This window comes from Pseudomonas sp. MWU347, assembly GCF_017947305.1.
In the GTDB taxonomy this organism is placed as follows: Bacteria; Pseudomonadota; Gammaproteobacteria; order Pseudomonadales; family Pseudomonadaceae; genus Aquipseudomonas; species Aquipseudomonas putida_A.
The window spans coordinates 51952-68154 of sequence record NZ_JAFGZB010000002.1 but is presented as its reverse complement, the minus strand read 5'-3'; the positions used below and the strand labels follow the sequence as shown (position 1 = coordinate 68154).

Annotated in this window: 15 protein-coding genes; 11 read left to right on the top strand and 4 right to left on the bottom strand. The window is 62.1% G+C overall.

Annotated features, from left to right (window positions below):
- Positions 1-2 precede the first annotated feature (2 nt).
- From KCG87_RS03985 to KCG87_RS03960, 6 genes are all read left to right on the top strand, one after another.
- Positions 3-560 carry an NUDIX hydrolase gene (locus KCG87_RS03985; protein WP_210556644.1) on the top strand — a complete coding sequence of 186 codons (558 nt, stop codon included), beginning with the start codon at positions 3-5 and terminating at the stop codon, positions 558-560.
- Positions 561-748: 188 nt separating this feature from the next.
- On the top strand, positions 749-1120 hold the full coding sequence (locus tag KCG87_RS03980) for a translation initiation factor Sui1 (protein WP_128606462.1): 372 nt from the start codon (positions 749-751) through the stop codon (positions 1118-1120).
- A 219-nt stretch (positions 1121-1339) separates the two neighbouring features.
- Positions 1340-3253: an arginine decarboxylase gene (speA, locus tag KCG87_RS03975; protein ID WP_003221289.1), complete on the top strand. Its 1914-nt coding sequence runs from the start codon at positions 1340-1342 to the stop codon at positions 3251-3253.
- 230 nt (positions 3254-3483) lie between these two features.
- Entirely contained in the window at positions 3484-4821 is a 1338-nt protein-coding gene (locus KCG87_RS03970; protein WP_134785346.1) for a contractile injection system protein, VgrG/Pvc8 family, read from the top strand.
- On the top strand, positions 4818-5612 hold the full coding sequence (locus KCG87_RS03965) for a DUF4123 domain-containing protein (protein ID WP_210556642.1): 795 nt from the start codon (positions 4818-4820) through the stop codon (positions 5610-5612). Before KCG87_RS03970 ends, KCG87_RS03965 begins: the two co-directional genes overlap by 4 nt.
- A 12-nt stretch (positions 5613-5624) precedes the next feature.
- Complete coding sequence (locus KCG87_RS03960; RefSeq protein WP_210556640.1) at positions 5625-6500, top strand: alpha/beta hydrolase; 876 nt, start codon at positions 5625-5627, stop codon at positions 6498-6500.
- Here the strand turns inward: KCG87_RS03960 and KCG87_RS03955 are convergent.
- Both KCG87_RS03955 and KCG87_RS03950 read right to left on the bottom strand, forming a co-directional pair.
- A complete protein-coding gene (locus tag KCG87_RS03955; RefSeq protein WP_098967040.1) occupies positions 6494-7843 on the bottom strand; it encodes an MATE family efflux transporter in 1350 nt (449 codons plus the stop codon). The two genes, KCG87_RS03960 and KCG87_RS03955, sit on opposite strands and share 7 nt — an antisense overlap.
- A gap of 150 nt (positions 7844-7993) precedes the next feature.
- On the bottom strand, positions 7994-8287 hold the full coding sequence (locus tag KCG87_RS03950; protein ID WP_007963021.1) for a hypothetical protein: 294 nt from the start codon (positions 8285-8287) through the stop codon (positions 7994-7996).
- Positions 8288-8447: 160 nt separating this feature from the next.
- On the opposite strand from KCG87_RS03950, the gene KCG87_RS03945 reads away from it, so the two are divergent.
- The 5 genes from KCG87_RS03945 (at position 8448) to KCG87_RS03925 (ending at position 12971) form a co-directional block, all read left to right on the top strand.
- The gene (locus KCG87_RS03945; protein WP_135294881.1) at positions 8448-8750 is read left to right on the top strand and encodes a MazG-like family protein; all 303 of its coding nucleotides are present in this window, start codon (positions 8448-8450) and stop codon (positions 8748-8750) included.
- Positions 8750-9499: a methyltransferase gene (locus KCG87_RS03940; RefSeq protein ID WP_103368075.1), complete on the top strand. Its 750-nt coding sequence runs from the start codon at positions 8750-8752 to the stop codon at positions 9497-9499. Before KCG87_RS03945 ends, KCG87_RS03940 begins: the two co-directional genes overlap by 1 nt.
- A gap of 12 nt (positions 9500-9511) precedes the next feature.
- The gene (locus tag KCG87_RS03935) at positions 9512-10120 is read left to right on the top strand and encodes a DUF4136 domain-containing protein (RefSeq protein WP_210556638.1); all 609 of its coding nucleotides are present in this window, start codon (positions 9512-9514) and stop codon (positions 10118-10120) included.
- Positions 10121-10171: 51 nt separating this feature from the next.
- Complete coding sequence (locus tag KCG87_RS03930; protein ID WP_007963018.1) at positions 10172-10729, top strand: DUF4136 domain-containing protein; 558 nt, start codon at positions 10172-10174, stop codon at positions 10727-10729.
- 253 nt (positions 10730-10982) lie between these two features.
- A complete protein-coding gene (locus tag KCG87_RS03925) occupies positions 10983-12971 on the top strand; it encodes a pilus assembly protein TadG-related protein (RefSeq protein WP_210556630.1) in 1989 nt (662 codons plus the stop codon).
- Here KCG87_RS03925 and KCG87_RS03920 read toward each other — a convergent pair.
- Together KCG87_RS03920 and KCG87_RS03915 are read right to left on the bottom strand one after the other, a co-directional pair.
- Positions 12968-15697 carry a PAS domain-containing protein gene (locus KCG87_RS03920; protein WP_210556628.1) on the bottom strand — a complete coding sequence of 910 codons (2730 nt, stop codon included), beginning with the start codon at positions 15695-15697 and terminating at the stop codon, positions 12968-12970. The two genes, KCG87_RS03925 and KCG87_RS03920, sit on opposite strands and share 4 nt — an antisense overlap.
- Positions 15694-16134, bottom strand: a complete 441-nt coding sequence (locus KCG87_RS03915) for a TadE/TadG family type IV pilus assembly protein (protein WP_027613607.1) — start codon at positions 16132-16134, stop codon at positions 15694-15696. Before KCG87_RS03915 ends, KCG87_RS03920 begins: the two co-directional genes overlap by 4 nt.
- Positions 16135-16203 lie beyond the last annotated feature (69 nt).

The following is a 16203-nucleotide window of genomic DNA, read 5'->3' as shown; positions in this document are numbered from 1 at the left end:
TCATGGTCGATAGCGCCAAAGAGGCGGCGCACCGCGCCGCCTCCGATGCCGAACAGATCGCCTGGGTCGACGAGCAGGACAACCTGCTCGGCGCCCTGGTGCGGGCCGATCTGCGTGAGCGCGGGCTGATCGGGCGCGGCACCTACATCATGTTGTTCAATTCCGCTGGTGAGCTCTGCGTACACCGGCGCACCCTGAGCAAGGCGATCTATCCCGGTTACTGGGATGTGGCAGCCGGCGGCATGGTGCAGGCCGATGAGACCTACGCCGAATCGGCGGCCCGCGAGCTGGAAGAGGAATTGGGCGTGAGTGGGGTGGAGCTGACCGCCCACGATCATTTTTTCTTCGAGGACACCGGCAACCGCCTGTGGTGCTCGGCATTTTCCGCGGTGTGGGACGGCCCGCTGAAACTGCAGCCGGAAGAAGTGCTGGAAGCACGCTTTATTCCGGTCGAACAGGTGATGTGCGAAATCGAGCAAAAGCCTTACTGCCCGGACTCTCTGGCCGCGTTGAAGCGCTATCTGAAGGCTCAACAAAGCGGCGTCGCAAAGAACACATAAATTGGCGCCGATTGGCTCTTAGCAATTGCGCTTTTTGCCGTTACACTGCGCGACCTTTTCAAGCTGCACCGACCTGCTTTTGTTCAAGCGCACGGTGCAGTAGCGCTGCCCCTGCCTGAGTGGGGCTTCGCGGTCGATGACCTTGCCCAAGGTCGCGATCAGTCTTTGTCCTCCCAAGAGGATTGCCGGTGGCCAAAAAAGCCGCATCCTTCGCCGCCCTTGGTGGCCTGGTATTTTCCACCGACGCAGGTCGTCATTGCCCGGAGTGCAGTAAACCGGTGGACGCCTGTATCTGCAAACAAACCGTGATCCCGGTCGGGGACGGCATTGCCCGCGTGCGTCGCGAGAGCAAGGGCCGTGGCGGCAAAACGGTGACCACCATCACCGGCGTGCCACTGGCCGAAGACGCCCTCAAGGAGCTGGCGACAACGTTGAAGAAACGTTGCGGCACCGGTGGGGCGTTGAAGGACGGGATCATCGAAATCCAGGGCGATCATGTCGAGCTACTCTTGGCAGAGCTGATCAAACACGGTTTCAAAGCGAAGAAGTCCGGCGGCTAGCAGCCTCTGTGAAATCCATCTGCGGCTTGATCCGGCACTGAAGCAGTTCAGATCCGGCGTCGTCTCCATGGTTTTCACAGAGCCTGTTCATGACCGGTTTCTAAACTACACGCGGTCAGCGCGGTCTACCGCCGCGCTGACGAACCGTCATTTTCATTCTTTAGACTGCGCCGGCCTGCGATCAGGCGACGCACTATGACTTCTTTATAGGGGACTTCGATGTCCGTACGACGCACACGTAAAGACGATGGCAGCCAATGGACAGTTGCGGACAGCCGCAGTGTTTACGGGATTCGCCATTGGGGGGCCGGGTATTTCGCGATCAATGACGCCGGTCGCGTCGAAGTTCGTCCGAACGGCCCGAGCAGCTCGCCTATCGACCTGTTCGAACAAGTCGACCAACTGCGCAAGAGCGGCTTGTCCCTGCCGTTGCTGGTACGTTTCCCCGACATCCTGCAAGACCGTGTCCGTCAACTGACCGGTGCTTTCGACTCGAACATCGAGCGCCTGGAATACCAGAGCAAGTACACCGCGCTGTACCCGATCAAGGTCAACCAGCAAGAAGCGGTGATCGAGAACATCATCGCCACCCAGAACGTTTCCATCGGTCTGGAAGCCGGCTCCAAGCCTGAGCTGCTGGCGGTGCTGGCGCTGGCGCCGAAGGGCGGCACCATCGTCTGCAACGGTTATAAGGACCGCGAGTTCATCCGTCTGGCACTGATGGGCCAGAAGCTCGGCCACAACGTGTTCATCGTGATCGAGAAAGAATCCGAAGTCGGCCTGGTGATCGAAGAAGCCGCCTCGCTGAAGGTCAAGCCACAGGTCGGTCTGCGCGTGCGCCTGTCGTCGCTGGCGTCCTCGAAGTGGGCGGACACCGGTGGCGAGAAATCCAAATTCGGTCTGTCGGCGGCGCAACTGCTGTCGGTGGTCGAGCGCTTCCGCGCTGCCGGCCTGGATCAGGGCATTCGTCTGCTGCACTTCCACATGGGTTCGCAGATCGCCAACCTGGCTGACTACCAGCACGGTTTCAAGGAAGCGATCCGTTACTACGGCGAGCTGCGCAACCTTGGCCTGCCGGTCGATCACATCGACGTCGGCGGCGGTCTGGGTGTCGACTACGACGGTACTCACTCGCGCAACGCCAGTTCGATCAACTACGACATGGACGACTACGCCGGTGTCGTGGTCGGCATGCTCAAGGAGTTCTGCGACGCGCAGAGCCTGCCGCATCCGCACATCTTCTCCGAAAGCGGCCGCTCGCTGACCGCGCACCACGCGATGCTGGTGGTGCAGGTGACCGACGTCGAGAAACACAACGACGAAATCCCGCTGATCGAAAACAAGGAAAACCTGCCGGAAACCGTGCAGTGGCTGGTGGACCTGCTCGGCCCGACCGATATCGAGATGGTCACCGAGACTTACTGGCGCGCCACGCACTACATGAGCGACGTGGCTTCGCAGTACGCCGACGGCAAACTGACCCTGGCGGAAAAGGCCCTGGCCGAGCAGTGCTACTTCGCTGTGTGCCGTCGCCTGCACAACTCGCTCAAGGCACGTCAGCGTTCGCACCGCCAGGTGCTCGACGAACTCAACGACAAGTTGGCCGACAAGTACATCTGCAACTTCTCGGTGTTCCAGAGCCTGCCGGACACCTGGGCGATCGATCAGGTACTGCCGATCATCCCGCTGCATCGTCTGGATGAAGAGCCGCTGCGTCGCGCCGTGCTGCAAGACCTGACCTGCGACTCCGACGGCAAGATCAACCAGTACGTCGACGAGCAGAGCATCGAGACCAGCCTGCCGGTGCACGGTCTGAACGAAGGTGAAGACTATCTGCTCGGCGTGTTCCTGGTCGGCGCCTATCAGGAAATCCTCGGCGACATGCACAACCTGTTCGGTGACACCGACTCGGTGAACATCTACCAGAACGCCGATGGCAGCGTGTACCACGCCGGTATCGAGACCCACGACACCATCGAAGACATGTTGCGTTACGTGCACTTGTCGCCGGAAGAACTGATGACCCACTACCGCGACAAGTGCGCCAGTGCCCGCATCAGTGCCAGCGAGCGTACGCAGTTCCTCGATGCCTTGCGTCTGGGCCTGACCCGTTCCTCCTACCTGTCTTCCTGAGTCAGGTCTGTTGCACCGGGTTGTCTGAAATTTTCCCTCAAGCTGTGGAAAATTCGGATGACCCGGTGGGACATTTCCCAAATCCCCTGCGAAATAATTGCCTGCCACAGCCGGAGAAGTGATCCGGTCTGCTTTTCGCGTAGGTCATTTCCTAAGTTGTACTTCAGCTCTCTACTCGGCCATGGCTCTCGGCGAGAATCCCCGGCCGCCCCTCCTGTAGAGATCCGCCCATGTTCGAATCAGTCAACGAGCCGTCGTTTCGTCTCGATGTAACGGGGCTGCCCGAGCCCTTCGAGGTGCTGGCCTTTACCGGAAGTGAGGGCATCAGCGAACCCTTCGCCTTTGATATCGATCTGTTGATCAATGATCCGCAACTGGACCTGGCCGGCCTGCTTTTCCGCTCGGCGTTCCTGCAGTTCGGTCCCGGACACAATGGCCTGAGCGGGCAATTGCAGAGTGTCGTTCAGCATGAGCACGATCAGGGCGCCCGATTGTGTCGAGTGACACTGGGACCGAAGCTGAGTTGTCTGGCGCTGCGTTTCAGTCAGCGGATCTTCAGCAGTCAGTGCGTGCCGAAGATCCTCGCGCAGGTGCTCAAGGAGCATGGGATCGTTGGTGCGCAACGGCGTTTTGATTTGCAGTGCGAATACCCGGTGCACACTTTCTGCACTCAGTACCGGGAGTCGGACCTGCAGTTTGTGCAGCGGCTGTGCGCGCAGGCGCGGATCCACTACTACTTCGAGCACCGGCCGGACGGACACTGTCTGGTCTTTGTCGATGATCCAGGGCGTTTTCCCGTGGCCGGCGCGGCGTCTGTGGACGATGGCGCGAGCACCCCGGCGGTAAGACGCTGGCAGATGCAGGTGGACGCCAGCGATGTGGACGCGGGTTCGGCGCAGGCCGGCAAAGCTTATGGCCACAGCGATCTGCCGACCTTGCGCGCCGCGCAGTGGCTGGCGTTGACCGCGCATCCGTTTGCCGAATGCAACCGCCGCTGGTTGCTGAGCCGGATCGAGCATCGTGCCGATCCTGCCAGCGAGCCGGCTTACAGCAACCGGATCGTCGCCGCTGCCCAGGCGCAACTGCCGACATTGACGAGCACCTGTGCCAGGCCGCGCATGCACAGTCTGCAACGTGCATGGGTAGTGACGGTCGATGAACCGCAGCCCGACGATCAGCGGCCGGTGGCGGTGCAGTTCGACTGGCTTTATCAGGGCGAAGGCGCTGCCGCCAGCCATTGTTGGCTGCCGCTCGCAGCAGCGTTGAGCGACGCCTCACTGACATCGTTGCGTGAAGGCGTTGAAGTGGTGGTGAGTTTTCATGAAGGCGATCCGGATCAGCCGGTGATCAGTGGTGTGCTGCAGGAGCCGGCGGTGATCGAAGACTGCGAAGCGCCATTGGCGCTGCCGGACGTGCTGCCGAGCGCGGGCCTGGCGCAATGGCTCAAGTCCGCCGAACCGCTGTTGCTGTTGTGTCTGATGCCCGGCGGCGGCAGTTACAACCACTGCACGGCGTCGATCTGCAGTTGCCGATTGGTCGCGTCGCTGGATCAGGACGGCGCCGCTTGAGCGGCGTCGGCTTTGCCCCGCAGGTACAGTGGCTGTTGCTCGATGGCGCCGATGCGCAGCAGGCGCTGGCGACATTGCGCCAGGGGTTCGCCAGCGTACGTTGCACGCGGCTGTTCGAGGGCACCGAGTTTCAAGCGGTAAGCGAGCACGGTCCGCTGCTGGTCGACCTGCATGACTGCCCGGCACTGGCGGCGCTGTGTCAGCATGATCCGCAGACCTGGCGCGGGTTGTTGTTCGCCAGTGATACCTCGCAGGCAGTAATGCTGAGCCACCTGCGCCGGATGCTGACGGTCTCGTTCGGGCTCAATCACCGTGCCTTGCTCGGTTATTACAACCGCCAGACGGCAAGTTATTTCTTCGACGCCTGTGACGCCGCCGACTTGAGCCGCTGGCTCGGGCCGATCCGCCTGCTGCGCTGGTTTGGCGGCACCTGGGCCGACCTCGCCATCGGTAGTCAGGGCTGGCAGCAACTGCGCAACCCGCAGTGGGCGGTCGAACCGCTGGGGATCGACGAAAGCCTCACCCATCGTCAGCGCGAACGTTTGCAAAGCTGCCTTCTGGAACAACACATCTGGCGCTGGTGCCAATCAATGGGAACCGACTACGCGCGCATGGCCTCCCATGTGCAGGAGGGGCTGAGCCTGGGTTTCAGCGACCGCACGGTGCTGGATGGCTGGTTGTGGCTACGCTTGCAGCATCCCCGAGCGGTATTGCCAGACGTGCCGGACGGGCTGAGCCAGCAGGAACGGCTCGAGCATGTGCGGCGACAGTGGCAGAACGATCAATCTTGAGGTGCGACATCCATGACAAATCCTCTGTGGCAGCGGTTCGGCGCAGTCCTCGGCGGGTTTCTGCTGCTGGTGCTGACGGGATGTTCCCCGGTCAAGGTGCTCAATGCGCTGACCCCCGACGACACGTTCCACAAAACCGCCGGGATTGCCTATGGCGATGATCCGCGACAGAAACTCGACGTCTACGTGCCGCGCCAGCCGCTGGAGGGCGCGCCGGTGGTGGTGTTCTTCTACGGCGGCAGCTGGAATAGCGGTGATCGTGGCGATTACGCGTTTGTCGGCGAGGCGCTGGCGTCGCGGGGAATTGTCGCGGTGCTGGCGGATTATCGGCTCTACCCGCAGGTGCGCTATCCGTTGTTTCTTGAAGACTCGGCGCGGGCGGTGGCCTGGACCCGGGCGCATATCCGCGAGTTCTCCGGCAACCCGCAACGCCTGTACCTGATGGGCCACAGTTCCGGCGCTTACAACGCGGCGATGCTGGCGCTGGATCCTGGTCTGCTCGGTGCGGTGGGCATGACGCCAAAAGACCTCAGCGGCTGGATCGGCCTGGCCGGGCCGTATGATTTTCTGCCCATCAAGAATCCGCAGGTGCGTCCAGTATTCTTCTGGCCGGACTCACCGCCGCAATCGCAGCCGATCAACCACGTCAGGGCGGGCGAGCCTCCGGCACTGCTGATCGCCGCGACCAAGGACAATCTGGTCAACCCGACGCGCAACACCGCAGGCCTGGCGCGCAAACTGCGCGAGGCGGGTGTACAGGTGCAGGATCTTTACTACTCGCGCCCCAGTCATGTGACGCTGGTGGCGACCCTGTCGCGTCCGCTGCGGCGTCTGGCGCCGGTACTCGATCAGGTCGTCGCGTTCGTCAAACACACACCGGCTCAGTGAGCGGCACCGCTGAACCAGCCGTCGTTGCGCCGCAGCCACAGGGCCAGTGCGCCGAGGGTCAGGCTGCGCAAGACCATAAACAGCAGGAACGTTATCCACAGCCCATGATTGCCCAGTCCCTGTAATGCCCAGGCGAACGGCAGCAGCAGGGCGACGGTCAGCAGCATGCCGTTGCGCATCTCCCGGGCTCGAGTGGCGCCGATGAACAGGCCGTCGAGCAAGTAGCTCCAGACCGCAATCAGCGGCAGTACCGCCAGATACGGCAGATAGATGAACGCGGTATCGCGCACGCTCTGGATGTCGGTCTGCATCTCGATGAACAAGTGTCCGCCCAACAGAAACAGCGCGGCAAAACCGAGGCTGGCCAGCAACGACCAGCCGCCGGCCACCACCAGCGAACGGCGCAGGGCGAGCCGGTCGCGGGCGCCGATGGCGTGTCCGCACAACGCTTCGACCGCATGCGCCAGACCGTCCAGCGCATGCGCGGTCAGCAGCAAACCGTTGAGCAGCAGAGCATTGGCCGCCACCGTGGCATCGCCGAGCCGCGCGCCTTGCACGGTGATCAGGAAAAATACCGATTGCAGCGCCAGGCTGCGGATGAAAATGTCGCGGTTGACCGCCAGCAGCGGGCGCCAGCTCTGCCACACCTTCAAGGCCGTCCAGGCGATGTGCCCGGGATAGGCGCGCAATGCGCCGCGGGTAAGCCACAGGCCGAGCAGGGCGCCGCTCCACTCGGCAATCACCGAGGCCCGGGCGGAACCGACCACCCCCCATTCCAGGCCAATCACGAACCACAGATTGAGAGCGATGTTGATCAGGTTGGTGCTCAGCAGAATCGCCAGCGGCGCCCGGGCGTTCTGGGTTCCGAGGAACCAGCCGACCAGGGCGTAACTGGCCAGCGCTGCCGGCAGCCCGAATAACCGGGTGTGGAAGAACTCGCGGGTCAGTTGATCGAGTTCGGCCGACGGCTGCATGAAGTGCAGGGCCACGCCGCTCAACGGCACGCCGAGAGTGCCGAGCACGATCGCCAGTCCCAGCGCCAGCAGCAAACCCTGCAACAGAATCTGCCGTAACGCCGCGCCGTCGCTGCGCCCGGCGGCCTGAGCGGCAAACCCCGTAGTGCCCATGCGCAGAAAGCCCATGGCCCAGGCGAGAAACGTGTAGAGGCTGGCGCCGACCGCCACTGCGCCCAACTGATGGGCGTGGGGCAGGTGGCCGATGACGGTGCTGTCAACCAGCGCCACCAGCGGCACGGAAATATTGGAAAGAATCATCGGCGCGGCGAGCGCCCAGACCTTGCGGTGAGTCGGGCGGTCGCGCCAGTCGGCAATCAGGTTGGACATGCGGGCTCCTTGGGGGAGCGGGGATTGTAGCGATTCATGCGATCTATTGTGGGAGCGAGCTTGCTCGCGAAGGCAGTGTGTCAGTCAAAACAGCTTTTACTGATTTGACGCTTTCGCGAGCAAGCCCGCTCCCACAGGGGAAGAGTGGTGTCAGTGGATAATCCAGCTCAACAACCACAACCCCAACAGCAGCCAGATGATCCCGGCAATGATCGACGCATTCATGAACGCGCGAATCGCCGACCACAGCAGCATCAGGCCGACGATCAGCGCGAGGATGCTGATGATCGAAGTGTCCATGCCCAGCGTCTTCGCCAGGCCATCGACAAAGTTGCCGCCGGCGTTGCTCAGAATGTTGAACAGGCCGCTGAGGCCGTCGACGATGAAACGGATGATCGAACCGAGTGCCTGGCCGAGCCATTCGAAAAAGCTTTCTACCTGCATGTGTGCATCCTGATGAAAGAGCTGAGCCTTGGGCCACCGCGCGGGTGGCCGAGTTCCCTGCAACTATAGAGGGTTTGCCTCAATCCTGTGTGGGAGCGAGCCATGGCCGCTTGCGTTCAGCCGACATCCCCCCGAAGCTATACGCCTTCAGGAGAGCCCGATGAACCTTGTTGAACTGACCGAACGCCTGCACGCCATTCGCGACCGCAATGACTGGCGGCAATTTCACAGCCCGAAAAACCTCGCCATGGCCGCCAGCGTCGAGATGTCCGAACTGGTGGAGATTTTCCAGTGGCTGACCGAAGACCAGTCACGCCAGTTGCCGGCGGACAAACTGGCGCATGCCGGGCAGGAAGTCGGCGATATCGTCCTGTATCTGTTGCTGCTGTGCAGCGAGTTGGGGCTGGACATGAATGAAGTGGTGCGCAGCAAGCTCGCCGACAGCGAACGGCGGTTCAACTGATGAGCGACCGGCATTTCGATCAGTTGGCGACCCGTTTCGCCGAAAAAATCTACGGTGGCGCCAAAGGCGCGATTCGCCTCGCGGTGTTGCAGGCCGACCTGGCCGAAGCATTGCCGGACCGACCGCTGCGCGTGCTGGACATCGGCGGCGGTCTGGGCCACATGTCGCTGTGGCTGGCCGAACGCGGCCATGAAGTGACCTTCACCGAGCCGGCCGAACCGATGCTCGAAGGTGCTCGCCAGCGCTTCGCCGAAGCCGGGCAGAGTGCAACGTTCATTCAGGCGCCGTGGCAGGAGCTGCTCGGTCAGCTCACCGAGCCCTACGATCTGGTGATCTGCCACGCGGTGCTCGAATGGCTAGCCGAACCTCACGCGATCCTGCCGGTGCTGCATCAACTGACCAAGCCCGGTGGCTGGCTGTCGCTGGCGTTCTACAACCGTGATGCGCTGATCTACCGCAACCTGCTCAAGGGCCATTTCAAGAAAATGCGCAAAAACACCATGGCCGGTGAAAAGCAGAGCCTGACCCCGCAGCAACCGCTCGACCCGCGGGAACTGGCAACGCAACTCGAAGGGTTGTGGCAGGTCGAAACCCAGAGCGGGATCCGGGTTTTCCACGACTACATGCCGGTGGAATTCCAGGCCCGCGCCGAACTGGTGGACTTGCTGGAGATGGAACTTGCGCACCGTCGTCACCCAAGCTTCGCCGGGCTTGGGCGTTACTTGCACTGGATCTGCCGGCCGATCTGATCGGAGCACTACATGAAAGCTCAACTCGGGTTATTGCTGATCTGTCTGGGGTTGGCCGCCTGCCAGGGCAGCAACCCGTATGTCGCGCAGTCGCGGCCGTTGCCGCCGGCGCCGCCGCAAGCGGCCAATACGTTTGATCGCAGCGCCTACCCGGCGCCGACACGCGATTACGGGCGCTATCGCAGTTGGGCCTGGCTCAACGGGCAGTTACCGCCGGGCACGGCCTGGGCCGACTCGGCGCAAGTGGCTGAAGCCGTCAGCAATGCGCTGGATCAGCGTGGTCTGCGGCCGTTGCACGACAATCGTCCGGCCGATTTGCTGGTCAGCGCCAATCTGCGTCTGGAAACCCGCTTGCGGCAGGTGCAGGACGATTACGGTTACGGCGGATACAGTGGCTATGATCGCTACGGGCGCGGTTACGGCATGTACAACACTGTGCCGATTGTTCGCACCTATCAGGAGCAGGTCGTGGTGGTGCAGGTCAATCTGTTCGACGCCGGCACCGGTCAACCGGTGTGGAGCGCCAGCGCCGAAACCGCCAATCAGGGTAGCCAACTGGTGCGCACCGACGCCATTCGCGAGGCTCTGGAAAAAGCCCTGTCGGCGTATCCGCCGAGCTAGACTTCAGGTGAGAACGCTTCGCAGGTTCAGGCCTTCAACCGGAGAACAACCATGTTCCGTCGTCTCGCTTTACTGGCCATGGCCGCGCTGCTCAGTGCCTGCGCTGCCAACCAGGTCAATCACGACTTTGACGCCAGCCGCGATTTCGCCGCCTATCGCAGCTGGAGCTGGAAAGAACCGGCGCTGCAATATCGCCCGGATGATCCACGGATCAAGAGCGACCTGACCGAGCAACGCATCCGCCAGGCCGTCAGCGATCAACTTGATCAACGCGGCTTGCGCCCTGCCGCTGCGGGGGCCAAAGGCGACCTGAGCGTGCAAACCTACCTGATCGTCGAGGATCGCCAGCAGCAAGTGACCACCAACTACGGCGGCGGTTGGGGTGGCCCGTGGAACGGGTATTGGGGCGCGCCGATGTACAACGAAACCCGCAACATCACCTACAAGGTGGCAACGATCCAGATCGACCTGCTCGACGGCAAGGACGGCAAACTGGTGTGGCGCGGCAGCGATGAACAGATGCTCAGCAGCACGCCCAATCCGCAGGATCGCAGCAACGCAGTGCGCGAAACCGTCAGCCGGATATTGGCCAACTATCCACCGCGCTAGTTCGCTGTAAAAAAAAAGGGAGCCCAAGAGGCTCCCATTTTTTGCCCCACCACAAATCTCCCTGTGGGAGCGGGCTTGCTCGCGAAGACGGCGTGTCAGCCACATCCATGTTGAATGACACAGCGCATTCGCGAGAAGACGAGGTCTGCAGGGTTTTGTGCAGCACCAAATGGCGCGTTGCCACTAGCGCCGTCTACACTCAAATCCACCATCGGAGGTAGCGCTCGGCAACGCGCCGGCAAAGGAGTGCGCCATGTCGCCTCGTACGCAGTTCAACGGCCCGGCCCGGCAACGCGGGGCGATCGGGTTGATGGCGGCGCTGACACTGGGCCTGGCTCTGGTGTGCATGGTGCTGGTGGTCGATAGCGGCCGTTTGTACATGGAGCAGCGCCGCCTGCAGCGGGTGGTGGATGTGGCGGCACTGGAAGCGGTGTCGCGCCAGGGCGATTGTCTCACGGGCACAACGGCTGCCACTTATGCTACAGCGAGCGCTGCACGCAACGGCTTCACGGTGGGGCAGGGCACAACGTTGAACGTGACCTGCGGCACCGTGCAGACCGGGGCGAACAATTTGCGTGCGTTCAGCGCGAACGCTGCGCAAAAGCAAGCCATCAGTGTCGTTGCCACTCGCGTGGTACCGACCAGCGTCGCCGCCGCCCTCTACGGCCTGTTCACTCCGGGCGCCGTGTCCACGACCACTCGTCTTACGGCCACGGCAGTCGGGACTTACGCGGTACTGCCGCCGATCGCCCAACTGACCATTGGCACCACCGTGCTGACCATCGACGCCAGCAAGTCGGCTGCCCTCAATGCGTTGATAGGCCAGATGCTTGGCGGCAATCTCAACCTCAGTGTGGCGGGCTGGCAGGGGTTGGTGAACACCAATATCAATGTGCTGAGCTACCTCAATCAGCTGGCGCTGGATGTCAACGTTCAAGCCGGGAATTACACCCAACTGCTCAGCCAGAACATACGGCTGACACAACTGATCGACACCGCCATCAATGTGCTGACCCAGGGCGGCAAGACCGCCAGTGTGGCGGTCGACGGCCTCGTTGGGCTGCGAGCGGTGGTGGGCAGTACTTCGGTGGTGCTCGGGCAACTGCTGCAACTGCAAACCGGCGCCGCGTCTTCGGCGCTCAACGCCAATCTTCAAGTTTTCCAGTTGGTGGAAGCCTTCGTGCAACTGGCCAACAGTCAGAATGCGTTGGTGGCGAGCGTGCCGCTGAACATTCCGGGGCTGGTCAATGGCTCGGTCAAGGTCAAGGTCATCGAGCCGCCGCAATTGTCGGCGTTCGGTAACCCGGCACTGGCAAAGGCCGACCCCATGGGCGCCAACCGGATCTATGTGCGAACCGCCCAAGTGCGCACGGTGATCTCGCTGAATCTGCCGTTGCTCAGCGGTGTCGCCGGCCTGGCCAACGCGATTGTCAGCACGCCATTGGTGGGCGGGTTGACCGACACCCTGAACAACCTGTTGCACTTGAACATTGCCGGTACCTTGAACTCGTTGTTCTGCACATTGGGCGGAACCTGCCAGCGCACCGACCTGAAAATACTGCCGACCTCGACCATCGACATCGCCCTGGATGTGGCCGCCGCCGATAGTCATGTCACTGATTACAGTTGCGTCAGCGATGCGACCAAGACCTTGACCACCCAGACCAACTCATCGCTGGTCAAGCTCAAAGTCGGCAGGATCGATGCTGCCAATGCCTTTTCGTCCTCGGCGGACATCACTGTGCAGCCGCTGGCGCTGATCGATGTCGGGGTCATCACCTGCACCATTCCGCTGTTGGGACTTGGCTCGGCGACCTGTGATCCGAACAGCCGCATACCGTTCTACGGCGGTGGCCTGGGGATCAAGGTCGATACCTCGGTGGCCGCCACACAAAACACGCACATCTACAATCAGCCGCCGGAAGTCAGGACACCGCCGCAGTACTACAGCTTCGGCACCCAAGGGCTGGTCGACAGCCTCAAGGGAACATTGGCCGGCGTTCAGGTGCAGGCATACAAGCCGACGGGCTCCAGCCTTTTGGGTGGTTTGCTGACCACCACCGCAGATGTGCTGGCAGGGGTGAACAGCACGCTGGGCGTCGTGATCGATAATCTGCTCAGTCCGGTGCTCGATCCGATCCTTGATGGTTTGCTCACCAACCTTGGCATCACTCTGAACAAGGTTGATGTTGGCGCCAACCTCAGTTGCAAGCCGCCCGGACAGCCGATGCTGGCGATCTAGTCGATCACTGCAACCGGCAGCTCAATGCAGAATCGTGCGCCTTCATCGCCGTTGCGCACACTCAGGCGTCCGCCCATGTTTTCGACGATGCCATAGCTCACCGACAGGCCCAGACCGGTGCCGACACCCACCGGTTTGGTGGTGAAAAACGGCTCGAAAATCCGCTCCAGCAGGCGTTGATCGATACCGCCGCCGTTGTCCTCTACCCACAACCGCACCACGTGCTCGTCGCTCTCGGCAGACACGGCGATCCATGGCTGGAAATCACGATTGGCTTCGCGCTTGCTCAGCAGCGCATCGCGGGCGTTGACCATCAGATTGATCAGTACCTGCTCCAGTTGATCGACATAACCGCGCACCTGCACCTGCAAACCCGACTCCTTGACCCGCAACTCCACGCCTTTGCCGCGCAGACCCTCCGAAAGCAACGACAATGTGCCTTCGATGGCATCAAGAGGATTGAACGGTTGCTGTTCGATTTCCGAGCGGCGTCCGAACACTCGCATGTGATCAACCACCCGTGCGGCGCGCTGGACCTGAGCGTCGATGCGATTGAGCTTGTCGGTCAGGTAATCGACCTGCACATCGCCGTTGCTCAGGCGCTTGAGCACGTTGACGATGGCCATGCGCATCACATTCAGAGGTTGATTGATTTCGTGCGCAAGACCGGTAGCCATTTCGCCGAGGGTGGCCATTTTCGCGCTCTGTGTGAGCTGCTGCTGCGAGCGGCGCACCTCCGTGTTGTCGCGTCCCACTGCTTGTACTTCGAGCAGTCGCCCATGCTCGTCGAACACTCCGCGATCCGACCAGACCCACCACGCATGTTCGCGGCCGGGCAGGCGCAGATTGATTTCGGCAGTACTCACCGGTAGTTGCGGGGTCAGTTGCGCCAAGCGCTGGTTGAACGCTTCGCGTTGTTCGTCGGACATCCAGCTGCCGAGGTTAACCCCGGTCAGCTCCTCCGGTGCACATTCCAGATACTTCGCCAAGGGCCGGTTGCCGAAGATCAGCGTCAGGTCCGGGCGATAGCGGCAGATCATCGCTGGCGAATCTTCTACCAGAATCCGGTAGCGTTCTTCGCTGGCCCGGACCTGTTCAGCGGCGAGCGTCGCCTCGGTGACATCCAGCCACAGGCCCACCGCTTCCACCGGCAAACCGAGATCGTCGCGCAGCAGTTTGGCTTCATCGAGCAACCAATGTGCCTGGCCTTGCTGGTCGAGAACCCGATAGCGCGTGCTCACCGTGCCCTCGCGCAGCAATTGGCGGGTGCGCTGGAAATAGACGGAGCGGTCGTCGGGGTGCACATGCTCGACCAGTGCGCCGTCGGCGCAGTCGGCCAGACTCCAGCCCAGCAGCGGTTGCAGGCTGGCGCTGAAAAAGGTCGGTTGCAGCGCACCTTCGACGTAGCGTTGCACATAGATCACCGCCGGTGAACTGGCGATCAGGTTATCCAGCCGCGCGTGTGCGGCGGCGGCCTGTTGCTGCTGATTCTTGATGTCGCTGATGTCCAGCATGAATCCCACGAGTCGGCGTTCGGCACCGATGCCCAGCGCCTGGCCCTGTACGCGATACCACATCAGTGGTGCCTCTTCGGTGCGTTGCAGGCGCACGCAAAGCTCCAGCGGCGAGCCTTCATCTTGCAAGGATTGCAGGTTACTGCGCAGTTCATCCCGGTCGGCGGGGTGTACACGGGCAAACCAGTCCTGAAGCGACAGGCGTGTTGCCGGCAGGCCGAGGTTGTCGGCCAGTGCCTTGGCCAGTTGCACCTCGGCGCTGTCGAACACTTCCCACCACCCGGTGCCCAGCAGCGCCTGGAGAATCTCCAGGCGTTCCAGTTGTTGCTGATGATGGTGCTCACGCAAGCGCTCCAGCAGGGGTGCGGCGATGGCGGTGGCCAATGACTGCCAGTCACGATCGCTGAGGTCTGGCGCCTGTTGCCGGGCGTCATAACAGGCACAGAGCAACCACGCCGCCACACCCCGAGCGTCGCAGTAGGGCACGGCAAAACCCGGATGGGGGCCAGATACGCTGCTCAGTCGTGGCTGCTCGCTGGCATTCAGTTGTTGGGGCGCCGCGCTGTTCAGGCTATCCAGCGCAGTACCCAGACGTTGTCCCGGGTGCCACAACTGCGGCGCGTCGAGCGCGGTGTAGTGTTGATGGATCTGCCAGCCCTGTTCCTGATCGTCGAGCAACGCCACCGCCAGAGACGGGATGTGCAAGTGCTGGCTGACGCGTTGCAATTGTTCGCCGAGCACATCGGCAAGGCGCACGAGGCTGCACTGACACAACTGATCGCGGATCTGTCCCGCGAGCCATTGGCACTGCTCACGACTATGTGCCTGACGCCGCTCGCTCAACAGGTCACCGATGTCGAGCAAGTGCATCAGCCAGCCTTCACTCCGGGGCTCGATCCAGCCGCGTAAATGCAGCGGGGGGCCGGCCTGGCTGAAGAAGTCCAGATCGAGTATTTGCCCCTGCCAGTCCTGCGGCCGACCTTCAACCACAAGGCTGCTCTGAGGCAAAAGGTAGTCGGTCAGGTGTGTGAGCGGACGGGCCGTCAACTGCACCAGCGCATGGCGTACCGGGCCGCTCAGGTGCTCGACGTGACCGTCATTGTCCAGATACACCTGCAGGCCGACGCTCTGCACCAGAGGGGAATCCGGGCCGTCAGGCAAGCTCGGCGGTCGATTGAGCAGGCGGCCGAGCAAGGTGTGGCCCGCACTCAAAACTGCAGGCTCGAGGAGGCGCGCAATGTCGCCGGCAGACGCGGCACCGGGCCGATTCCCGGCAGCACCAGAAACGGCAGTGCCTGATTCAGTTTGGACGTGGGGTAATTGATGCTCACCGTCAGCAACCCTCCGACATAGGTGATGCTGCTGTCGGTGGCGGCGTTGAAGTTCAGTGCCCCAGGCAGCCATCCCAGTTGCCGGGTCAGTTCGGTGCGGGCGAGGTTGGTCAGTGCAGTCGAGTAGTTGGCGGTGGCCGGATCCAGCGCCACGCTGCGGCGCACTGCCTCGGCGGTGGACTCGTTGAATGACTGCATCAACAACAGCGGCAGGCTGTAGCTCACCAAGCCGTAAAACACCGCGAAAAACACCACGAACACCAGGGCGAACTCAATGGCCACGGCGCCTTTTTGCTTGCGGGGGAGGTTGGTTTTCATGAGTGCGTCTACCCTGACAATCACTACGTAATGTCAGCATAGAATCAATCGGCCAAAACGGACGTTTTT

Excerpts from the sequence above, each read along its gene's own strand:
- KCG87_RS03940 (WP_103368075.1), top strand. The coding sequence starts at position 8,750 with ATGAGCGACCGGCATTTCGATCAGTTGGCGACCCGTTTCGCCGAAAAA.
- KCG87_RS03925 (WP_210556630.1), top strand. The coding sequence starts at position 10,983 with ATGTCGCCTCGTACGCAGTTCAACGGCCCGGCCCGGCAACGCGGGGCG.
- KCG87_RS03930 (WP_007963018.1), top strand. The coding sequence starts at position 10,172 with ATGTTCCGTCGTCTCGCTTTACTGGCCATGGCCGCGCTGCTCAGTGCC.
- KCG87_RS03945 (WP_135294881.1), top strand. The coding sequence starts at position 8,448 with ATGAACCTTGTTGAACTGACCGAACGCCTGCACGCCATTCGCGACCGC.
- KCG87_RS03955 (WP_098967040.1), bottom strand. The coding sequence starts at position 7,843 with ATGTCCAACCTGATTGCCGACTGGCGCGACCGCCCGACTCACCGCAAG.
- KCG87_RS03950 (WP_007963021.1), bottom strand. The coding sequence starts at position 8,287 with ATGCAGGTAGAAAGCTTTTTCGAATGGCTCGGCCAGGCACTCGGTTCG.
- KCG87_RS03960 (WP_210556640.1), top strand. The coding sequence starts at position 5,625 with ATGACAAATCCTCTGTGGCAGCGGTTCGGCGCAGTCCTCGGCGGGTTT.
- KCG87_RS03935 (WP_210556638.1), top strand. The coding sequence starts at position 9,512 with ATGAAAGCTCAACTCGGGTTATTGCTGATCTGTCTGGGGTTGGCCGCC.
- KCG87_RS03915 (WP_027613607.1), bottom strand. The coding sequence starts at position 16,134 with ATGAAAACCAACCTCCCCCGCAAGCAAAAAGGCGCCGTGGCCATTGAG.
- KCG87_RS03985 (WP_210556644.1), top strand. The coding sequence starts at position 3 with ATGGTCGATAGCGCCAAAGAGGCGGCGCACCGCGCCGCCTCCGATGCC.
- speA (WP_003221289.1), top strand. The coding sequence starts at position 1,340 with ATGTCCGTACGACGCACACGTAAAGACGATGGCAGCCAATGGACAGTT.
- KCG87_RS03970 (WP_134785346.1), top strand. The coding sequence starts at position 3,484 with ATGTTCGAATCAGTCAACGAGCCGTCGTTTCGTCTCGATGTAACGGGG.